Source organism: Plasticicumulans lactativorans, from assembly GCF_004341245.1.
Lineage (GTDB): Bacteria > Pseudomonadota > Gammaproteobacteria > Competibacterales > Competibacteraceae > Plasticicumulans_A > Plasticicumulans_A lactativorans.
This window is the reverse complement of record NZ_SLWY01000004.1, coordinates 164,199-179,631: the sequence shown is the minus strand read 5'-3', so window position 1 is coordinate 179,631 and position 15,433 is coordinate 164,199. Positions and strand designations below refer to the sequence as shown.

The 15,433-nt window shown below is 73.4% G+C and carries 15 protein-coding genes; 11 read left to right on the top strand and 4 right to left on the bottom strand.

Annotated features, from left to right (window positions below; translation table 11 throughout):
* Positions 1 to 72: 72 nt before the first annotated feature.
* Entirely contained in the window at positions 73 to 1,848 is a 1,776-nt protein-coding gene (locus tag EV699_RS20075) for a winged helix-turn-helix domain-containing protein (RefSeq protein ID WP_132539332.1), read from the bottom strand.
* 199 nt (positions 1,849 to 2,047) lie between these two features.
* Between EV699_RS20075 and EV699_RS04330 the strand changes: the two genes are divergently transcribed.
* A complete protein-coding gene (locus EV699_RS04330) occupies positions 2,048 to 2,353 on the top strand; it encodes a nickel-binding protein (protein WP_132539330.1) in 306 nt (101 codons plus the stop codon).
* 153 nt (positions 2,354 to 2,506) lie between these two features.
* On the opposite strand, the gene EV699_RS04325 is transcribed toward EV699_RS04330, so the two are convergent.
* Entirely contained in the window at positions 2,507 to 5,149 is a 2,643-nt protein-coding gene (locus EV699_RS04325; protein WP_132539328.1) for a PEP/pyruvate-binding domain-containing protein, read from the bottom strand.
* Positions 5,139 to 5,756, bottom strand: a complete 618-nt coding sequence (locus EV699_RS04320) for a TetR/AcrR family transcriptional regulator (RefSeq protein ID WP_132539326.1) — start codon at positions 5,754 to 5,756, stop codon at positions 5,139 to 5,141. The genes EV699_RS04325 and EV699_RS04320 overlap by 11 nt, the downstream gene beginning before the upstream one ends.
* A 185-nt stretch (positions 5,757 to 5,941) precedes the next feature.
* Between EV699_RS04320 and EV699_RS04315 the strand changes: the two genes are divergently transcribed.
* The 5 genes from EV699_RS04315 to EV699_RS04295 all read left to right on the top strand — a co-directional run bounded on the left by EV699_RS04315 (position 5,942) and on the right by EV699_RS04295 (position 9,773).
* Entirely contained in the window at positions 5,942 to 6,304 is a 363-nt protein-coding gene (locus EV699_RS04315; RefSeq protein WP_132539323.1) for a gamma-butyrobetaine hydroxylase family protein, read from the top strand.
* 110 nt (positions 6,305 to 6,414) lie between these two features.
* Positions 6,415 to 7,164 (top strand): bifunctional demethylmenaquinone methyltransferase/2-methoxy-6-polyprenyl-1,4-benzoquinol methylase UbiE, encoded by a 750-nt coding sequence (ubiE, locus tag EV699_RS04310; protein WP_132539321.1) that lies wholly within the window; start codon positions 6,415 to 6,417, stop codon positions 7,162 to 7,164.
* Positions 7,161 to 7,796, top strand: a complete 636-nt coding sequence (locus EV699_RS19845) for a ubiquinone biosynthesis accessory factor UbiJ (protein ID WP_279389398.1) — start codon at positions 7,161 to 7,163, stop codon at positions 7,794 to 7,796. The genes ubiE and EV699_RS19845 overlap by 4 nt, the downstream gene beginning before the upstream one ends.
* Positions 7,797 to 7,824: 28 nt before the next feature.
* Positions 7,825 to 9,495 (top strand): ubiquinone biosynthesis regulatory protein kinase UbiB, encoded by a 1,671-nt coding sequence (ubiB, locus tag EV699_RS04300; protein ID WP_132539317.1) that lies wholly within the window; start codon positions 7,825 to 7,827, stop codon positions 9,493 to 9,495.
* A gap of 41 nt (positions 9,496 to 9,536) precedes the next feature.
* Entirely contained in the window at positions 9,537 to 9,773 is a 237-nt protein-coding gene (locus EV699_RS04295) for a GlsB/YeaQ/YmgE family stress response membrane protein (protein ID WP_132539315.1), read from the top strand.
* A 15-nt stretch (positions 9,774 to 9,788) separates the two neighbouring features.
* Here the strand turns inward: EV699_RS04295 and EV699_RS04290 are convergent, their stop codons facing one another.
* Positions 9,789 to 11,081 carry a S41 family peptidase gene (locus EV699_RS04290; protein WP_132539313.1) on the bottom strand — a complete coding sequence of 431 codons (1,293 nt, stop codon included), beginning with the start codon at positions 11,079 to 11,081 and terminating at the stop codon, positions 9,789 to 9,791.
* Between the two features lie 424 nt (positions 11,082 to 11,505).
* On the opposite strand from EV699_RS04290, the gene EV699_RS04285 reads away from it, so the two are divergent.
* The 5 genes from EV699_RS04285 (at position 11,506) to EV699_RS04265 (ending at position 15,377) form a co-directional block, all read left to right on the top strand.
* Positions 11,506 to 11,931 (top strand): rhodanese-like domain-containing protein, encoded by a 426-nt coding sequence (locus EV699_RS04285; RefSeq protein WP_132539311.1) that lies wholly within the window; start codon positions 11,506 to 11,508, stop codon positions 11,929 to 11,931.
* A gap of 25 nt (positions 11,932 to 11,956) precedes the next feature.
* Positions 11,957 to 12,211: a glutaredoxin 3 gene (grxC, locus tag EV699_RS04280; protein WP_132539309.1), complete on the top strand. Its 255-nt coding sequence runs from the start codon at positions 11,957 to 11,959 to the stop codon at positions 12,209 to 12,211.
* Positions 12,212 to 12,301: 90 nt separating this feature from the next.
* Positions 12,302 to 12,775 carry a protein-export chaperone SecB gene (secB, locus tag EV699_RS04275; RefSeq protein WP_132539307.1) on the top strand — a complete coding sequence of 158 codons (474 nt, stop codon included), beginning with the start codon at positions 12,302 to 12,304 and terminating at the stop codon, positions 12,773 to 12,775.
* Between the two features lie 16 nt (positions 12,776 to 12,791).
* Positions 12,792 to 13,796, top strand: a complete 1,005-nt coding sequence (locus tag EV699_RS04270) for an NAD(P)H-dependent glycerol-3-phosphate dehydrogenase (protein ID WP_132539305.1) — start codon at positions 12,792 to 12,794, stop codon at positions 13,794 to 13,796.
* A gap of 78 nt (positions 13,797 to 13,874) precedes the next feature.
* On the top strand, positions 13,875 to 15,377 hold the full coding sequence (locus EV699_RS04265) for a YifB family Mg chelatase-like AAA ATPase (RefSeq protein WP_132539303.1): 1,503 nt from the start codon (positions 13,875 to 13,877) through the stop codon (positions 15,375 to 15,377).
* Positions 15,378 to 15,433: the final 56 nt, after the last annotated feature.

The following is a 15,433-nucleotide window of genomic DNA, read 5'->3' as shown; positions in this document are numbered from 1 at the left end:
ATTGCCGGGCTGGAATGTGGGACGCTTCGCGGTGCTGCCCGATGACGGCCTGCGCCTGCAGGCCGCGCGTTTTTACCCGCCGCCCCCGCTCACCGCCGCCCGCAGTGCCCGGCAGCGCGACAGGTAGCCGCCGGCGCCGGCGGATTCGAATACGGCTTCGGCGGCGGCGAGTTCCATCGCTGCCGCGCCGTGTTCGCCGCACGCGGCGAGGGCTTCCGCCAGGCGCAGGCGCAGCAGTGCCGCGTCCATGACGGCGCGCTGGTGGCGGAGGACGTCGGCGGCGCGGGCGAACAGGCGCAGCGCTTCGTCCTGCTCGGCTGTCGCCCACGCGAGTTCGGCGCGGGCGCGGTCCACCTGGGCGGCCGCGGCGCCGGAGGCCCACATCGCGGGCGCGCGGTCGAGGGCCTCCAGCAGCGCCCGGGCCTCGTCGAGCGCCCCTGCCAGGCTCGCGATCTGGCAGGCGTGGGCGAGGTAGCGGCCTCTGCGCTCGCCGGCCACCCAGTTGGTCAGCGTCGCGGCGCGTTTCAGGCCCCGCACCGCCTCGTCGCTGCGGCCGCGCTGGTGCAGGAGGATGGCGTAGCCGGGATACGGGTCCCAGCCGTGCTGGTAGGCGTGCAGGTAGCTCTGTTCCGCCGCGTCCTCCTCGCCGCGGGCGAACAGCACGTCGCCGAGCAGGCGGTAGGCGTCGCCGAGGGCCCAGGGGGCGCCGGCGCGGATCAGCGGGTCGGCGCGGGCGATGGCGTCGTGGGCCAGCGCCAGGCGGCCGGACATCGCGAAGACCTCCGCGCGGTGGATCAGGCAGGCGCCGGCGAAGGTGTCGATGTGGCAGCGCTCGCACCAGCGGGTGAAGCTGTCCGTCCACTGCTCGGCGCGCCGCCAGTCTTCGCTGTTGCAGCAGCTGGAAATCACGCCGCAGTAGACGATGCCGCCGACCAGCGGCGAGACGTCGCCGGCCAGCACCGCGGCCGCGGCCTCGTCCTGCAGGGCCATGCCGGCGGGGGTGTCGCCGCGCGCCTGCAGCCCGATGCCCCAGATCAGCAGCCCCATGGACTCGATGTCCGCGTTCTGCAGCTCGCGGCCGATGTCGCGCGCCTCGATGGCGCAGCGGATCGCCTCGGCGAGGTCGCCGTTGTAGAGGTGCAGGCGGGCGCTCATCCAGGCGAGGAAGCCGTGCTGCGCGCCGCGCGGCAGGCCGCTGAGCAGGCGGCGGGCGCGGCGCAGGCAGCCCTGGGTCACGGCGACGTCGAGGGATTCGATCTGGATGCGCGCGAGGCCGATGGTGACGCGGGCGGCCGCCTCGGGTTCGCTGCGGCTGGAGTAGGCGACGGCCGCACGCTCCAGGGGCGGGGCGGCGGCGGCGAGCTCGCCCGCGCATTGCGCGGCGGCGGCCCAGCGCTCGAGGCATTCGGCGCTGAGCGGCGTTGCGCGGTCGGCGCTGGCGAACGCTGCCATCGCCGCCCGCCACCGGCCGGCCGCGAAGGCGCATTCCGCCTCGGCGAGGGCGTCGCCGTCCTGCGCATCGGCCGCGGTGGCCGGCGGCGGCTCGTCGACGAGGAAGCGGTAGCCGCGTCGCGCGTAGTTGCGGAGGGCCTCGCCCAGCCCGCCCTGCTGCAGCGCGGCGCGCGCCAGGCTGACCGCCCGCTGCAGGGAGCCCTCGGTGACGATCACCCCCGGCCACAGGGTGTCGAGGAGTTCCTCCTTGCTCACCACCCGCTCCCGGTTCTCCACGAGGTAGAGCAGCAGGTCGAACACGCGCGGCTGCAGCGGGATTTCCCGGCCGTCGAGGCGCAGGGCGCGGCCGTCCCGGTCGAGTTCGAAAGCCGCGAAGCGATGGATGCCTGCTGTCATGGGCGGGTCGGGGCAGCACTCGGCCGGAAGGATTTCGGGGCAATGATAAGAACTTGATCAGGCTGCGGAAAGGATTCGGAGCCCGGTGCCGGCGCAGGCTGTGGTCGTCCGCGGGCCCGATCGAGATCGAGGTCGAGGTCGAGGACGGCGGGCGCCGCCGGCGCCGGCCACTGCCCATCCTGAACCGAGGAGTCCGATCATGAAAACCTTCGTCATTCGTCGCCGCAGCAACTGGAAGGATGTCGACGAGCTGGGCATCACCGCGGGCGTGTCCGCGCGGGTGGGCAACGAGGAGATGCCCGACCAGGTGCGCTGGATCCGCTCCTACGTGGTGCACGAGGTCGACGGCCGCCTGGGGACGGTGTGCATCTACCAGGCCACCGATGCGGCGGCCATTCGCGAGCACGCCCGCCGCGTCGGCATGTCCGCCGACGAGATCGTGCCGGTCGCGGACACCGTGATCGTCCGCGAGGACCCGGTCGCGCAGGCGGAGGCGTTCGCCTAGGCCGTGGCGACAGCCCGGCGCCGGGGGCCGCCGACCGGTCGCCCCCGGCCCGCACCCGCGGGTGCCTGTGCGGACGACGGCCACCCGCGGCGCATCCTCGCGGCATCACGCCGCTTCTCCGCGGTCGCACGGGCCCCGCGGATACCCCCCGCTTCAGGCGGTGTCCGCCGCCTGCAGCCGCCGCACCTCGCCGGCGTCGCCGTCGACCTCCAGCATCTGCCCGTCCTGCAGCCGCGCGAGCGCGCCGGGGACGTTGACCACCGCCGGCACGCCGAACTCGCGCGCGACGATCGCGCCGTGCGACAGGAAGCCGCCGGTCTCCATCACCAGCGCCGCGGCGCGCAGGAACAGCGGCGTCCATGCCGGGTCGGTCGACGGCGCCACCAGCACCTCGCCGGCGGCCAGCCGCACGCCGGCGTCGGGGTGCGGCACCCGCCGCGCCGGGCCGCGCGCGCTGCCGGCCGCCGCCCCCAGCCCGCGCAGGCAGGCGGCGTCGTGTGCCTCGGGCGCGACGGCGTTGCGCGGCGCGTCGTCGAGCCACAGGTCGGGCGCCGTCTGCGCCTCCCACGCGGCGTGCTGCGCGCGGCGGTCGGCGGCCAGCGCGGCGAGCCCCGCGGCGCCGCGGTCACCGCCGAGCGCGCGTTCGAGTTCGCGCCAGGTGCAGAAGTGCACGTCGTCGGCGTCGGCGAGCACGCCGCGCGCGGCGAGGCGCTGGGCCAGCGTGCGCGCGACCGCCCGCAGCGGTTCGAGCCAGGCGACCAGCGCCGACTTGGCGAGTTCGCGCTGCGCGGCCTCGCGCGCGGCCTGCGCGACCAGGCGGCGCAGCAGCGGGTGCAGCCAGCGCGGCACGCGCGTGCCGAGCTCGGCCCAGGCGCGCGCGGCGAGCGCCTGCTGGCGCGCGGCGGGCGGCGTGCCGTCGGTGTGGCCGAGGCGGGCGCGGATCAGGTCGAGCAGGTAGCCGGGGTCCTCGCGCCAGCGCGGCGTGCGCAGGTCGACCTCGTACACGCTGCGGTGGCCGTAGGCGTCGAGGAAGGCGGCGAAGTCGCGGCGGAACGTCGAGTCGGCCGGCAGTTCGCGCCAGGCGGCGGGCACGAAGGGCTCGGCGGCGAAGAACGCGCGGGCGGCGGCATCGTCGGTGGCCCGCGCCGCCAGCGCCTCCAGGCGGTAGCCGTGCTCGGCGCTGGTGATCGTGCCCTGGCCGGCGAGCAGCGCCGCGGCCAGCGCATCGCCGCGGCCGGGCAGGCGGCGTTCGAGCAGCCCGGCGAGCACGAACAGCGTCGCCCCGCCGCTGCCGAGCAGCAGCTGCACGCGGGTGTCGCCGGCGGCCTCGGCGCGCAGTGCCGCGAGCCGCGCGAGCAGGGTGGCGTCGTCCAGCGCCGCCCAGTCGATGTCGCGGTAGTGCGCGGCGCGCGCGATCACCGCGGCGAGGTGGCCCTCGGCGCCGCGGCGCAGGCGCTGCAGCGCCTGCCCGAGGCGCAGGTTGCGCCACAGCCGCTGCCCGCGCGTGCGCCAGGGCGTGTGCGCGGGCAGCGTGATCGTCGGCTGGTGGCCGCCGGTCAGCGCGTTCAGCCGCTCTGGCGGGAAGCCGAGGGCGTCGTGGTAGTCCCACTGCAGGCGCGTCACCGCGAGGTAGGCGCGCCCGGCGTGCAGGCGCGCGAACGGCCGGCCGTGCGGCAGCGGGTAGCCGGCGAGCGCGAACGGCGTGTGCATCACGCGCTGGATCATCGGCTCGGTGAGGCTCCAGTTGAGCGGGGTCTGCACCATCGGGATGGCGTCGCGGAAATTGCCGTTCGACCAGGCGACGGCCTGCCCGGCGAGGGCCGCCGGCGCGTCGGCCGGCAGCGCGGTGACCGGGCGCGCCTGCACGAGCCGGAACGCCTGGCCGTCCCACACCCATTCGATGTCCTGCGCCGGCCGGTCGAAGCCGAGTGCGTCGGCGACGTCCCACGCCAGCCGCGCCAGTTCCAGCGCCGCCGCCTCGGGCAGCACCGGGCCGTCGGCGGCGGGGTCGGCGACCAGTTCGGTGCCGCCGCCGGGCGCCGGCACGCAGCGCCGCGCCGGTTCGCCGCGGCGGCAGGTGGCGAGCGCGGGTGCGGCGTCGGCCCAGGCGCGGGTGAGCACGTAGGTGTCGGGCTCGACGCGGCCGCCGACCAGCGCCTCGCCGAGGCCGCGGGCAGCGTTGATGACCACGGTGTCGAAGCGTCCGCGGTGCGGGTCGCAGGAGAAGGCCACGCCTGCGGCCTGTGCCGGCAGCAGCGGCATCAGCACCACCGCGAGCGCGGTGGCGCGGTGGGTGAGGCCGAAGCGGCGGCGGTAGGCGAGCGCCTGCGGCGTCCACAGCGACGCGTACACCGCGGCGATGGCGTCGAGCACCGCGGCGGCGCCGCGCACGTTGAGCCGCGACGCGTGCACGCCGGCGAAGGAGGCGCGCGCCGAGTCCTCGGCCACCGCCGACGAGCGCACCGCGAGCGGCACCTCGGCGAGGCCGGCGGCGGCGAGGAAGGCGTCGACCGCAGCGCGTACCGCCGGCGGCGCCGGTGTCTCGAGGATGCGCGCGCGCACGGCGTCGAGCGTCGCCGCGTCGGGCCCGGCGGCTTCGAGCGCATCGAGCTCGGCGTGCCACGCGGCGTCGGCGAGCCAGGCGGCGTGCGCGGCCACCGGCAGCACGCCGCCGTCCGCCACCGGCAGGCCGTAGCGGGCCAGGCGGGCGAGGTTCCAGCCCTTGCCGCCGACCCGCGCCGGGCCGGCGGCGAAGGCGTCGGGCCAGTCGAGCACGGCGAGGGCGTCAGCGCTCATCGCGCACCCCCGCGCCGTCGAGGAACAGGCTGAGCATCTCGGTGAGCGCCGCCGGCAGGTCGAAGCCCGGCGGCGCGGCGAGCCAGCGCAGCAGCACCGACAGGTAGGCGAATTCGAGCTGCGCGGCCAGCACCGGCACGGCGATGTCGCCACGGACCTCGCCGGCGGCCTGGCCGGCGCCGAGGATGCGGCCGATGATCGCGTCGAGCCCGCTGCGCTGCGCCGGGTCGGGGGCGTCGATGCGCAGGTGGCCGAGGCGGTAGGCGATGTGCGGGCCGAGCAGCTCGCGGTGCGGCTCCAGCCACGCCGCGGCGCAGGCGAACAGGGTGTCGAGGCGCGCGCGGGTGTCGGCGGCGGCGGCGAGCCGCGGGGCGAGCTGCGCCTCGCCGGCGCGCAGCTCGGCGCGCATGTAGTCGCCGAGGATCGCCTCCTTCACCGGGAAGTGGGCGTACAGCGTGCCCTTGGCGACGTCGGCGCGCGCGGCGATCTGCTCCATCGTGGTCGCGGCGTAGCCCTGCTCGGCGAACAGCTCGCGTGCCGCCTGCACGATGGCGTCGGCGGTCTGCTGGCGCTTGCGCTCGCGGCGCCCGCTCGGTGCTTCGTTCATCGCTGTCTACTTATGGACGACGTTCTTTATTGAACGACGTTCAATATTATCGTGATGCTGTACCGGGTCAAGCGCGGTGGCGGCGCCCTGCCCGGCGCCTGCGCCCGACATGGCGGTGAATCCTGCTAGAGTGCGGGCGCTGCGCGCGGCACGGCGCCGCGCCGAGTGCCCCGCCGGTGACGCCGATGAGCATCCGCCCCACCGAGATCCTGCTGCGCCAGGTGTCGCGCATCCTCGACATCACCTTCGAGGACGGCGCGCATTTCGAGCTGCCCTGCGAGTACCTGCGCGTCTACTCGCCGTCGGCCGAGGTGCGCGGCCACGGGCCGGGCCAGGAGGTGCTGCAGGTCGGCAAGGAGGACGTGACCATCCGCGACATCGAGCCGGTCGGCCACTACGCGGTGCGCCTCAGCTTTTCCGATGGCCACGACTCCGGCCTCTACACCTGGAGCCTGCTGTACGAACTGGGGCGCGACCAGGCCGCCAACTGGCAGCGCTATCTGGAGCGGCTGCAGGCCGCCGGGCATGTGCGCCGCTCCCCCGACTGAGTGCGGCCGCGACGACGGCGCGTTTGAGCGCGCCGGGTGGCGTCCGTATGCTGTAACGCCGCCGCGTGCCCCGGTCGTCGGGGTGCGCGGGGCCACGACGGAATCAAGCGATGTCTGAGCAGGAAACCACGCATTTCGGCTTCGAGCAGGTCGCGGTCGACGACAAGGCGCGCAAGGTCGCCGAGGTGTTCCATTCGGTCGCGTCGCGCTACGACCTGATGAACGACCTGATGTCGTGCGGCGTGCACCGGCTGTGGAAGCGCTTCGCGATCAACCTCGTCGGCGTGCGGCGCGGCGACCGCGTCCTCGACCTCGCCGGCGGCACCGGCGATCTCAGCGTGCGCCTGGCGCGGCTGGTCGGCCCCAAGGGCTGCGTGGTGCTGTCGGACATCAACGCCTCGATGCTCGGCGAGGGCCGGCGTCGCCTGCTCGACGAGGGCATCGTCGGCAACGTCGCCTTCGTGCAGGCCGACGCCGAGCGTCTGCCCTTCCCCGACAACCACTTCGACGCCATCACCATCGCCTTCGGCCTGCGCAACGTCACCCGCAAGGAAGCCGCGCTGGCGTCGATGTGGCGGGTGCTGAAACCGGGCGGGCGGCTGGTGGTGCTCGAATTCTCCAAGCCGGTGCTGCCGGGCCTGGCGCCGGTGTACGACGTCTATTCGTTCCGCGTGCTGCCGCTGCTCGGCAAGCTCGTCGCCGACGACGCGGCGAGCTACCGCTACCTCGCCGAATCGATCCGCATGCACCCCGACCAGGACACGCTCAAGGGCCTGCTGGAGCAGGCGGGTTTCGAAGGCGTCGAGTACTTCAACCTGACCGGCGGCATCGTCGCCGCGCACCGCGGGTACAAGTTCTGAGCCCCCCGTCCACCGGCCCGGCGCTGCTCGCCGCCGCCGCCCTCGAGGCGGCGCTGGCACGCCTGCTCGCCCTCGACCCCGACGCCGCGCCGCGGCTCGCCGCGCTCGACGGGCACGTGGCGGCGGTCGAATTCAGCGGCCTCGGCCTGACCCTCTACCTGCTGCCGGGGGCGTCGGCAATCCAGGTCGTCGACCGCTACGCCGGCGTGCCCGACGTGCTCGTGCGCGGCAGTCCGGCGGGCTTCGCGCTGCTCGCCCGCGGCACGCCGCTGACGGCGAGCGGCGTCGAGATCGTCGGCGACCCGCTGCTGGCCAAGACCCTGCGCGAGCTGTTCGAGGGGCTGCAGATCGACTGGGAGGAGCCGCTCGCGCAACTGCTCGGCGACGTCGCCGCGCACCAGATCGGCCGCGCCGTGCGCGAGGGCTTCGCCTGGCTGCGCGGTGCGCGCGACAGCCTCGCCGCCACCGGCGCCGAGTTCCTGCACGAGGAGCGCCGCGCGCTGCCGACCGCGGCCGCGGTCGAGGACTTTCTCGCCGCCGTCGACCGCCTGCGCGAAGGGGCCGACCGCCTCGACGCGCGGATCGCGCGCCTCGAACGCGCCCGGTGTCATCCCGGGCGCCATCCCGGCTGAGCCGCCCGCCCCCACCGCGACGACCTCCATGTTCCGACCCGCCCAGGTGCTGCGCCTGCTGCACATCAACCGTGTGCTGGTGCGCCACGGCCTCGACGACATCGTGCTCGCCACCCACCTGTTCCGGCCGATCGGCTTCATCCGCCACTGGCTGCCGTGGAACTGGCTGCGCGGCGAGGACGCGCGCCCGCGCGGCGAGCGCATCCGCCGTGCGCTGGAGGACCTGGGGCCGATCTTCGTCAAGTTCGGGCAGATGCTGTCGACGCGCCGCGACCTGCTGCCCGACGACATCGCCGAGGAGCTGGCGCGGCTGCAGGATCGCGTGCCGCCGTTCGCGCCCGAGCAGGCGCGCGCGATCGTCGAGGCCACGCTCGGCAAGTCCGTCGCCGAGCTGTTCGAGCGCTTCGACGAGGCCCCGCTCGCCTCGGCCTCGATCGCGCAGGTGCACGCGGCGCGGCTGCCCGGCGGCCGCGAGGTGGTGGTGAAGGTGCTGCGCCCGGGCATCAACCGGATCATCCGCCGCGACGTCGACCTGCTCTACATCATCGCCGGGCTCGCCCACCGCTACTGGAAGGAGGGGCGGCGGCTGCGGCCGCTGGAGGTGGTCGGCGAGTACGAGAAGACCATCTTCGACGAGCTCGACCTGATCCGCGAAGCCGCCAACGGCGCGCAACTGCGGCGCAACTTCGAGCACTCGCCGATCCTCCACGTGCCCGAGATCTACTGGCCGTACTGCCGCCACGACGTGCTGGTGATGGAGCGCGTGCGCGGGATACCGGTGGGCCAGATCGAGACGCTCAAGCTGCTCGGCGTGGACATGAAGAAGCTGTCGGAGCGCGGCGTGCAGATCTTCTTCACGCAGGTGTTCCGCGACAGCTTCTTCCACGCCGACATGCACCCCGGCAACATCTTCGTCGACGCCACCGACCCGGCCGACCCGAAGTACATCGCCATCGACTTCGGCATCATCGGCACGCTGTCACCGACCGACCAGCACTACCTCGCCGAGAACTTCCTCGCCTTTTTCCGCCGCGACTACCGGCGCGTGGCCGAGCTGCACATCGAGTCGGGCTGGGTGCCGCGCGACACGCGGGTGGACGAGTTCGAGAGCGCCATCCGCACCGTCTGCGAGCCGATCTTCGACCGCCCGCTGCGCGAGATCTCGTTCGGCGGCTTCCTGCTGACGCTGTTCCAGACCGCGCGCCGCTTCAACATGGAGGTGCAGCCGCAGCTCGTGCTGCTGCAGAAGACGCTGCTCAACATCGAGGGCCTCGGCCGCCAGCTCGATCCCGACCTGGACCTGTGGAAGACCGCCAAGCCCTTCCTCGAAAACTGGATGAACGAGCGCGTCGGCCCGAAGTCGGTACTGAACAAGCTGAAGAGCACGCTGCCGCGGATGGCCGAGCACCTGCCGGACCTGCCGCTGCAGCTCAGCGAGCTGGTGCGCCTGGCGCGCGCCGGCGAGCTGACGGCGCGCCTCGAGTCCGGTGCGCTCGAACGGCTGCGCCACGACATCCACCGCGACGGCGAGCGCACGCGCCGCACCACGCTCGGCGCGGCGCTGATCGTCGCCGCCGCGGTGATCTACGGCTTCAACAGCCTGCACCCGGCGGTCGCCGCCGGCGCGCCGCTGGTCACCTGGCTGCTCGGGCTCGGCGGCCTGGCGCTGGTGCTGCGGGCGGCGTTCGACCGCCCCTAGCCGTTGCTCCCATCCCCATTCATGGCGCGAGGAGACTTCCGATGCTCTGGACCCTGCTGATCGGCCTGCTCGTCGGTCTGGTCGCGAAACTGCTGATGCCCGGGCGCGATCCCGGCGGCTTCATCGTGACGATCGTGCTCGGCATCGCCGGTGCATTCGTCGCCTCGCTGGTCGGGCAGACGCTCGGCTGGTATCTCCCCGGCCAGCCGGCGGGCTTCATCGGCTCGGTGGTCGGGGCGATGGTGCTGCTCGGGCTCTACCGCGCGCTGAAGCGCTGAACGCGCCGCCCCCGCTCAGGAGGCCGGGCGCATCAGCGCCAAGCCCTTCAGCAGGTTGAGCGCCTCGTTCAGCGGGTAGTCCGACTTCGCCAGCGGCGTGGCGCCGGCGTCGGTCTTGGGCGCCGCCGGGCGGCCGCCGCCGCCGTTGGGGTTGCCGAGGTGGCCGGCGAGATCGGCCTCCTTGAGGCGCTCGGTCACCTCGAGCTCGGTGACGCGCAGCGCGTCGATCAGGATGTCGGGCGTGATGCCCTCGGCCTGGATCGAGCGCCCGCGCGGCGTGAAGTAGCGCGCCGTGGTGATCTTCAGCGCGGTGCCGTCGACCAGCGGCATGATGGTCTGCACCGAGCCCTTGCCGAAGGTGCGCTCGCCGACGATCAGCGCGCGGCGGTGATCCTGCAGCGCGCCGGCGACGATCTCCGAGGCCGAGGCCGAACCGCCGTTGACCATCACCACCAGCGGCGCGCCGCCCAGCAGGTCGCCGGGGTTGGCGTTGAAATTCTGCCGCGAGTCGGGGTCGCGCCCTTCGGTGTAAACCACCAGGCCGCCGTCGAGGAAGGCGTCGCTGACCTCCACGGCGCCCGAGAGCACGCCGCCGGGGTTGTTGCGCAGGTCGAGCACCAGGCCCTTGAGCGTGCCGCCGGCCTCCTGGCGCAGCTTGTCGAGCGCCTCGCGCAGGTTGGGGGCGGTGCGCGTCTGGAACTGGGTGATGCGCACGTAGCCGAACCCCGGTTCGAGCATCCGGCTCTTCACGCTCTTCACCTGGATGATGTCGCGTTCGAGGGTGATCTCGATCGGCTTGTCCTGCCCGCTGCGCACGATGTTGAGCTTGATCGGGCTGCCGGCCGGGCCGCGCATCAGCTTGACCGCCTCGGTGAGGCTCATGCCCTTGGTCGGGGTGTCGTTGATGCGGATGATCAGGTCGCCGGCGAGGATGCCGGCGCGCGCCGCCGGCGTGTCGTCGATCGGCGCGATCACGCGCACGAAGCCGTCCTCCTGGCCGATCTCGATGCCGAGCCCGCCGAACTCGCCGGTGGTGCCGACCTGCATCTCGCGGTAGGCCTCCTTGTCGAGGAAGGCCGAGTGCGGATCGAGTCCGTTCAGCATGCCCTTGACCGCCGCTTCGAGCAGCTGGCGGTCGTCGACCGGTTCGACGTAATCGCGCTTCACCCGTTCGAGCACCTCGGCGAAGGTGCGCAGTTCGTCGAGCGGCAGCGCCGGCGGCGGGTCGTCGGCCAGCGCATGGCCGGCACCGAGGCCGAGCGCGAGGGCGATGCCGAGGGCCAGCGCGGGGCGGATCTTGAGGCTCATGGGGACTCCGGCGAAACGGTGGGAAGAGGCGCAGCGGTGGCGTTGGTCGGACGGCGGCGGGAAGGTGCCGGCAACGCTACGGCAGCCGGTGGTCGTGCACCGCATCGGCCTCCCGCGGGCGCCGCCACCGGCCACGGCGGCCGCACGGCGCACCGGGCGCGGGATGGCCGCGACCGTTGCGGAGATGGCGCGGGGCCGGTACCAGGGAGGGCGGGGCGGCGGACATGGGGGCGTCGGCGTGGCACGGAAAAAGTCCTGAGAGGATAAAACCTTGGCTGCAGCGGCGCCAGCCGGCGACGCCACGGTGCGCTGCGCCGGCGACAGCGGATGGCGGGCGGGGCCCCTTGGGCCGGGCGAACGGGTACACTTCGCCCACCATCGCCGGCCCCGGCCGGTTCCGTCGACGTCACCGCAGAGACCCCGTATGCCCGAATTCCTCGCCTTCGCCCAGAAGCACTGGATGCTTTTCGCCGCCCTGTTCGCCATCCTCGGCATGCTGATCGTCGGCGAGTTCCGCCGGCGGACGAGCGGCGCCTACAGCGTCACGCCGATGGAAGCGCTGCGACTGATGAACGATGCCGATGCCGCGGTGGTGGACGTGCGCGAGGTGAGCGAGTTCCGCGTCGGCCACATCCCCGAGGCGCGCAGCCTGCCGGCGGGCGAACTCGACCGCCGGGTCGGCGAGCTCGAGAAGTTCAAGTCGAGCCCGCTGATCGTCTATTGCCAGAATGGCGAGCGCTCGCTCGCCATCGCCCGCAAGCTGCGCGACCAGGGCTTCGCTTCCGCGCGGGCCCTGGCGGGCGGCCTGTTCGCCTGGCAGGGCGCCAGCCTGCCGACGGTCAGAAAGTAGCGCGACGCGGGGCCGGTGCCGGGCCATGCCTGAGATCGTGATGTACGCCTCCGCCTGGTGCCCCTACTGCCGGGCGGCGCGAGCGCTGCTCGACCGCAAGGGCGCGAGTTACACCGTGCTCGACGTCGACGCGCAGCCCGACTTGTGGGACGAGATCCTGCGGCGCAGCGGACGCGACACGGTGCCGCAGACCTTCATCGGCGAGCACCATGTCGGCGGCTACGACGACATGGTCGCGCTGGACCGCCGCGGCGAGCTCGACCGCCTGCTGAGCGGCTGAGACGCCCCGGCGGTGGACCCGCCACCGCGGGCGCAGGTATAAAGCGACGCCCCGTCCGCGGGGCTTTCCCCACCGACAGCAGGCCATGTCATGAGCGACGAGAACACGCAGCAAGAAGCCGTGCAGCAGCAGTTCGAGATCCAGAAGATCTACGTCAAGGATGCTTCGCTCGAGATTCCCAATGCCCCGGTGGTCTTCACCGAGCAGTGGCAGGGCGAAAGCAACCTGCAACTCGGCAACGCCTCGAACCAGCTCACCGACGAGCTCTTCGAGGTGGTGCTCACCGTGACGCTGACCACCAGCAATGCCGGCAAGACCGCCTACCTGGTCGAAGTGAAGCAGGCCGGGATCTTCACGCTCAAGGGCTTCAGCCGCGAGCACATGGGGGCGATGCTCGGCGCCTACTGCCCGAACGCGCTGTTCCCGTACGCGCGCGAGACCATCTCCACGCTGGTGCAGAAGGGCGGCTTCCCGCCGGTGTGGCTGCAGCCGGTGAACTTCGACGCGCTCTACCTGCAGCACCTGCAGGCGCAGCAGCAGCAGGCCGGCGCGGCATCCGCCTGACCCCGCGCGTGTCGTCATGACGCAATGCGTGGCGGTACTGGGGGCAGGCTCGTGGGGCACGGCGCTGGCCCTGCAACTCGTGCGCAACGGACATGCGGTCCGGCTCTGGGGGCATGATCCGGAGCACCTTGCGCGCCTTGCCCGCGAGCGGGTCAACGCGGCCTTCCTGCCCGACATCCCCCTGCCGCCGGCCCTGGCGCCCTGCGCCGATCTCGCCGCGGCGGTCGCCGGCGCCGCCCTGGTGCTGATCGTCGTGCCCAGCCACGCGTTTGGCGCGACGCTCGCCCGCCTCGCGCCGTTGCTGCCGGCGGGGCAGGGGGTGGCCTGGGCCACCAAGGGGCTCGAAGCCAACAGCGGGCGGCTGCTGCACACCGTGGCGGGGGCCGTCCTCGGCGACGGCCACCCGGGTGCCGTGATCTCCGGGCCGAACTTCGCCGCCGAGGTCGCGCGCGGGCTGCCGACCGCGACGACCGTGGCCGCCACCGATACCGCCCACGCGCGCTTCGTCGCCGGGCTGTTGCACGGCCCGGGGTTCCGCGCCTACACCAGCTCCGACATGGTCGGTGTCGAACTCGGCGGCGCGGTCAAGAACGTGCTTGCGATCGCCTGCGGCGTGGCCGACGGCCTCGGCTTCGGCGCCAATGCGCGGGCCGCGATCATCACCCGCGGTCTGGCGGAGATGGTCCGGCTGGGGGTGGCGGCCGGCGGCCGGCTCGATACCTTCATGGGCCTCGCCGGCGTCGGCGATCTCGTGCTGACCTGCACCGACGACCAGTCGCGCAACCGTCGCTTCGGCCTGGCGCTGGGGCACGGGGCGACGACGGCCGCGGCGCTCGAACGGATCGGGCAGGTCGTCGAAGGCGCGCGCGCGGTTCCTGAGGTGCTGCGCCTCGCACGTGCGCTCGGCGTCGAGATGCCGATCGCCGAGCAGGTGGAGCGCGTGGTCCACGGCGGCCTCGATCCGCGCGCCGCCGTGAGTGCGCTGCTCGCGCGCGAACCCAAGGCCGAAGGCTTCGCCTGAGGCCATGGCGAACCATCCGCGGACCGGCCGGTTGCCGCCGCGGATATCCGAAGGGTGTATCCGCAGGGAGGGGGAACCGTGTCGCTCGCTACCGTGAACTGCCGCGCCCGCGTCGGCATCACCGCGCCGGCCGTGCTCGTCGAGGTGCACCTGTCCAACGGGCTGCCGGGGCTGACCCTGGTGGGCCTGCCCGAGGCCGCGGTCAAGGAAAGCCGCGACCGCGTGCGCGGCGCCATCCTGAACGCGCGCTTCGAGTTCCCGGCGCGCCGCATCACCATCAACCTCGCGCCGGCGGACCTGCCCAAGGAAGGCGGGCGCTTCGATCTGCCCATCGCGCTCGGGCTGCTGGCGGCGAGCGGGCAGATTCCGGGCGAGCCGCTCGCCGGCTTCGAATGCCTCGGCGAACTGGCGCTCGGCGGGGAACTGCGGGGCGTGCGCGGCGTCCTGCCGGCGGCGCTCGCCTGCCGCGACGCGGGGCGCAAGCTGCTGGTGCCACGCGCGAACGCCGATGAGGCCACGCTGGTGCAGGGGCTCGACGTCTTCGCCGCGGACCACCTGCTCGACGTGTGCGCCCACCTGCGTGACGGGCACACCCTGCAACCGTACGTACCCACGCGCGCGGCATCGGTACCGCGGCTGATGCTCGACCTCGCCGACGTGCACGGCCAGGCCCACGCCAAGCGGGCGCTCGAAATCGCGGCGTCCGGCGCGCATAACCTCTTGTTCTCAGGCCCGCCTGGCACCGGCAAGACGCTGCTGGCGATGCGCCTGCCCGGCATCCTGCCGGCGATGAGCGAAGCGGAAGCGATCGAGGTGGCGGCGATCGCCTCGGTCAGCAGCCAGGGATTCTCGGCGCTCGACTGGGGGCGCCGCCCGTTCCGCTCGCCGCATCACACGGCGTCGGGGGTCGCACTCGTCGGCGGCGGGGGCAATCCGCGCCCCGGCGAGATCAGCCTGGCGCACTGCGGCGTGCTGTTCCTCGACGAGCTGCCCGAGTTCAACCCGCGGGTCCTCGAAGTCCTGCGCGAGCCGCTGGAATCGGGGCACATCACGATCTCCCGCGCCGCCCAGCAGGCGGATTTCCCGGCCCGCTTCCAGTTGATCGCCGCGATGAATCCCTGCCCGTGCGGGTATCTCGGCGATCCCGAGCGGCCTTGCACGTGCTCGGCGGAAACCGTCAGGCGTTACCGCGGGCGTCTGTCCGGCCCGTTGCTGGACCGCATCGATCTGCATGTCGAGGTGCCGCGGTTGCCGCGCCATCTGCTGCGGGGTGACGATCCCGAGGAGCCATCGGCCGCGGTGCGGGACCGGGTCGAGAGGGCGCGGGCGCGGCAGACGGCGCGGGCGGGTGTACCCAACGCGGCGCTGGGCCCGCGGGAGATCGTGCGCGACTGCCGCCTGGGCGATGCGGATCATCGCCTCCTCGAACAGGCGATGGAGCGCCTGGGCCTGAGCCCGCGTGCCTATCACCGCATCCTCAAGGTCGCACGGACGATCGCCGACCTTGCCGATGCGCCGTCCATCGGCACCTCCCATCTCACGGAAGCGATCTCCTACCGCCGGCTGGATCGGGCACGCTGATGCGGCGTGTCGGGATCAGCCAGAGCGGCTATCGCTGACGCCCTCACGCCGCGTTA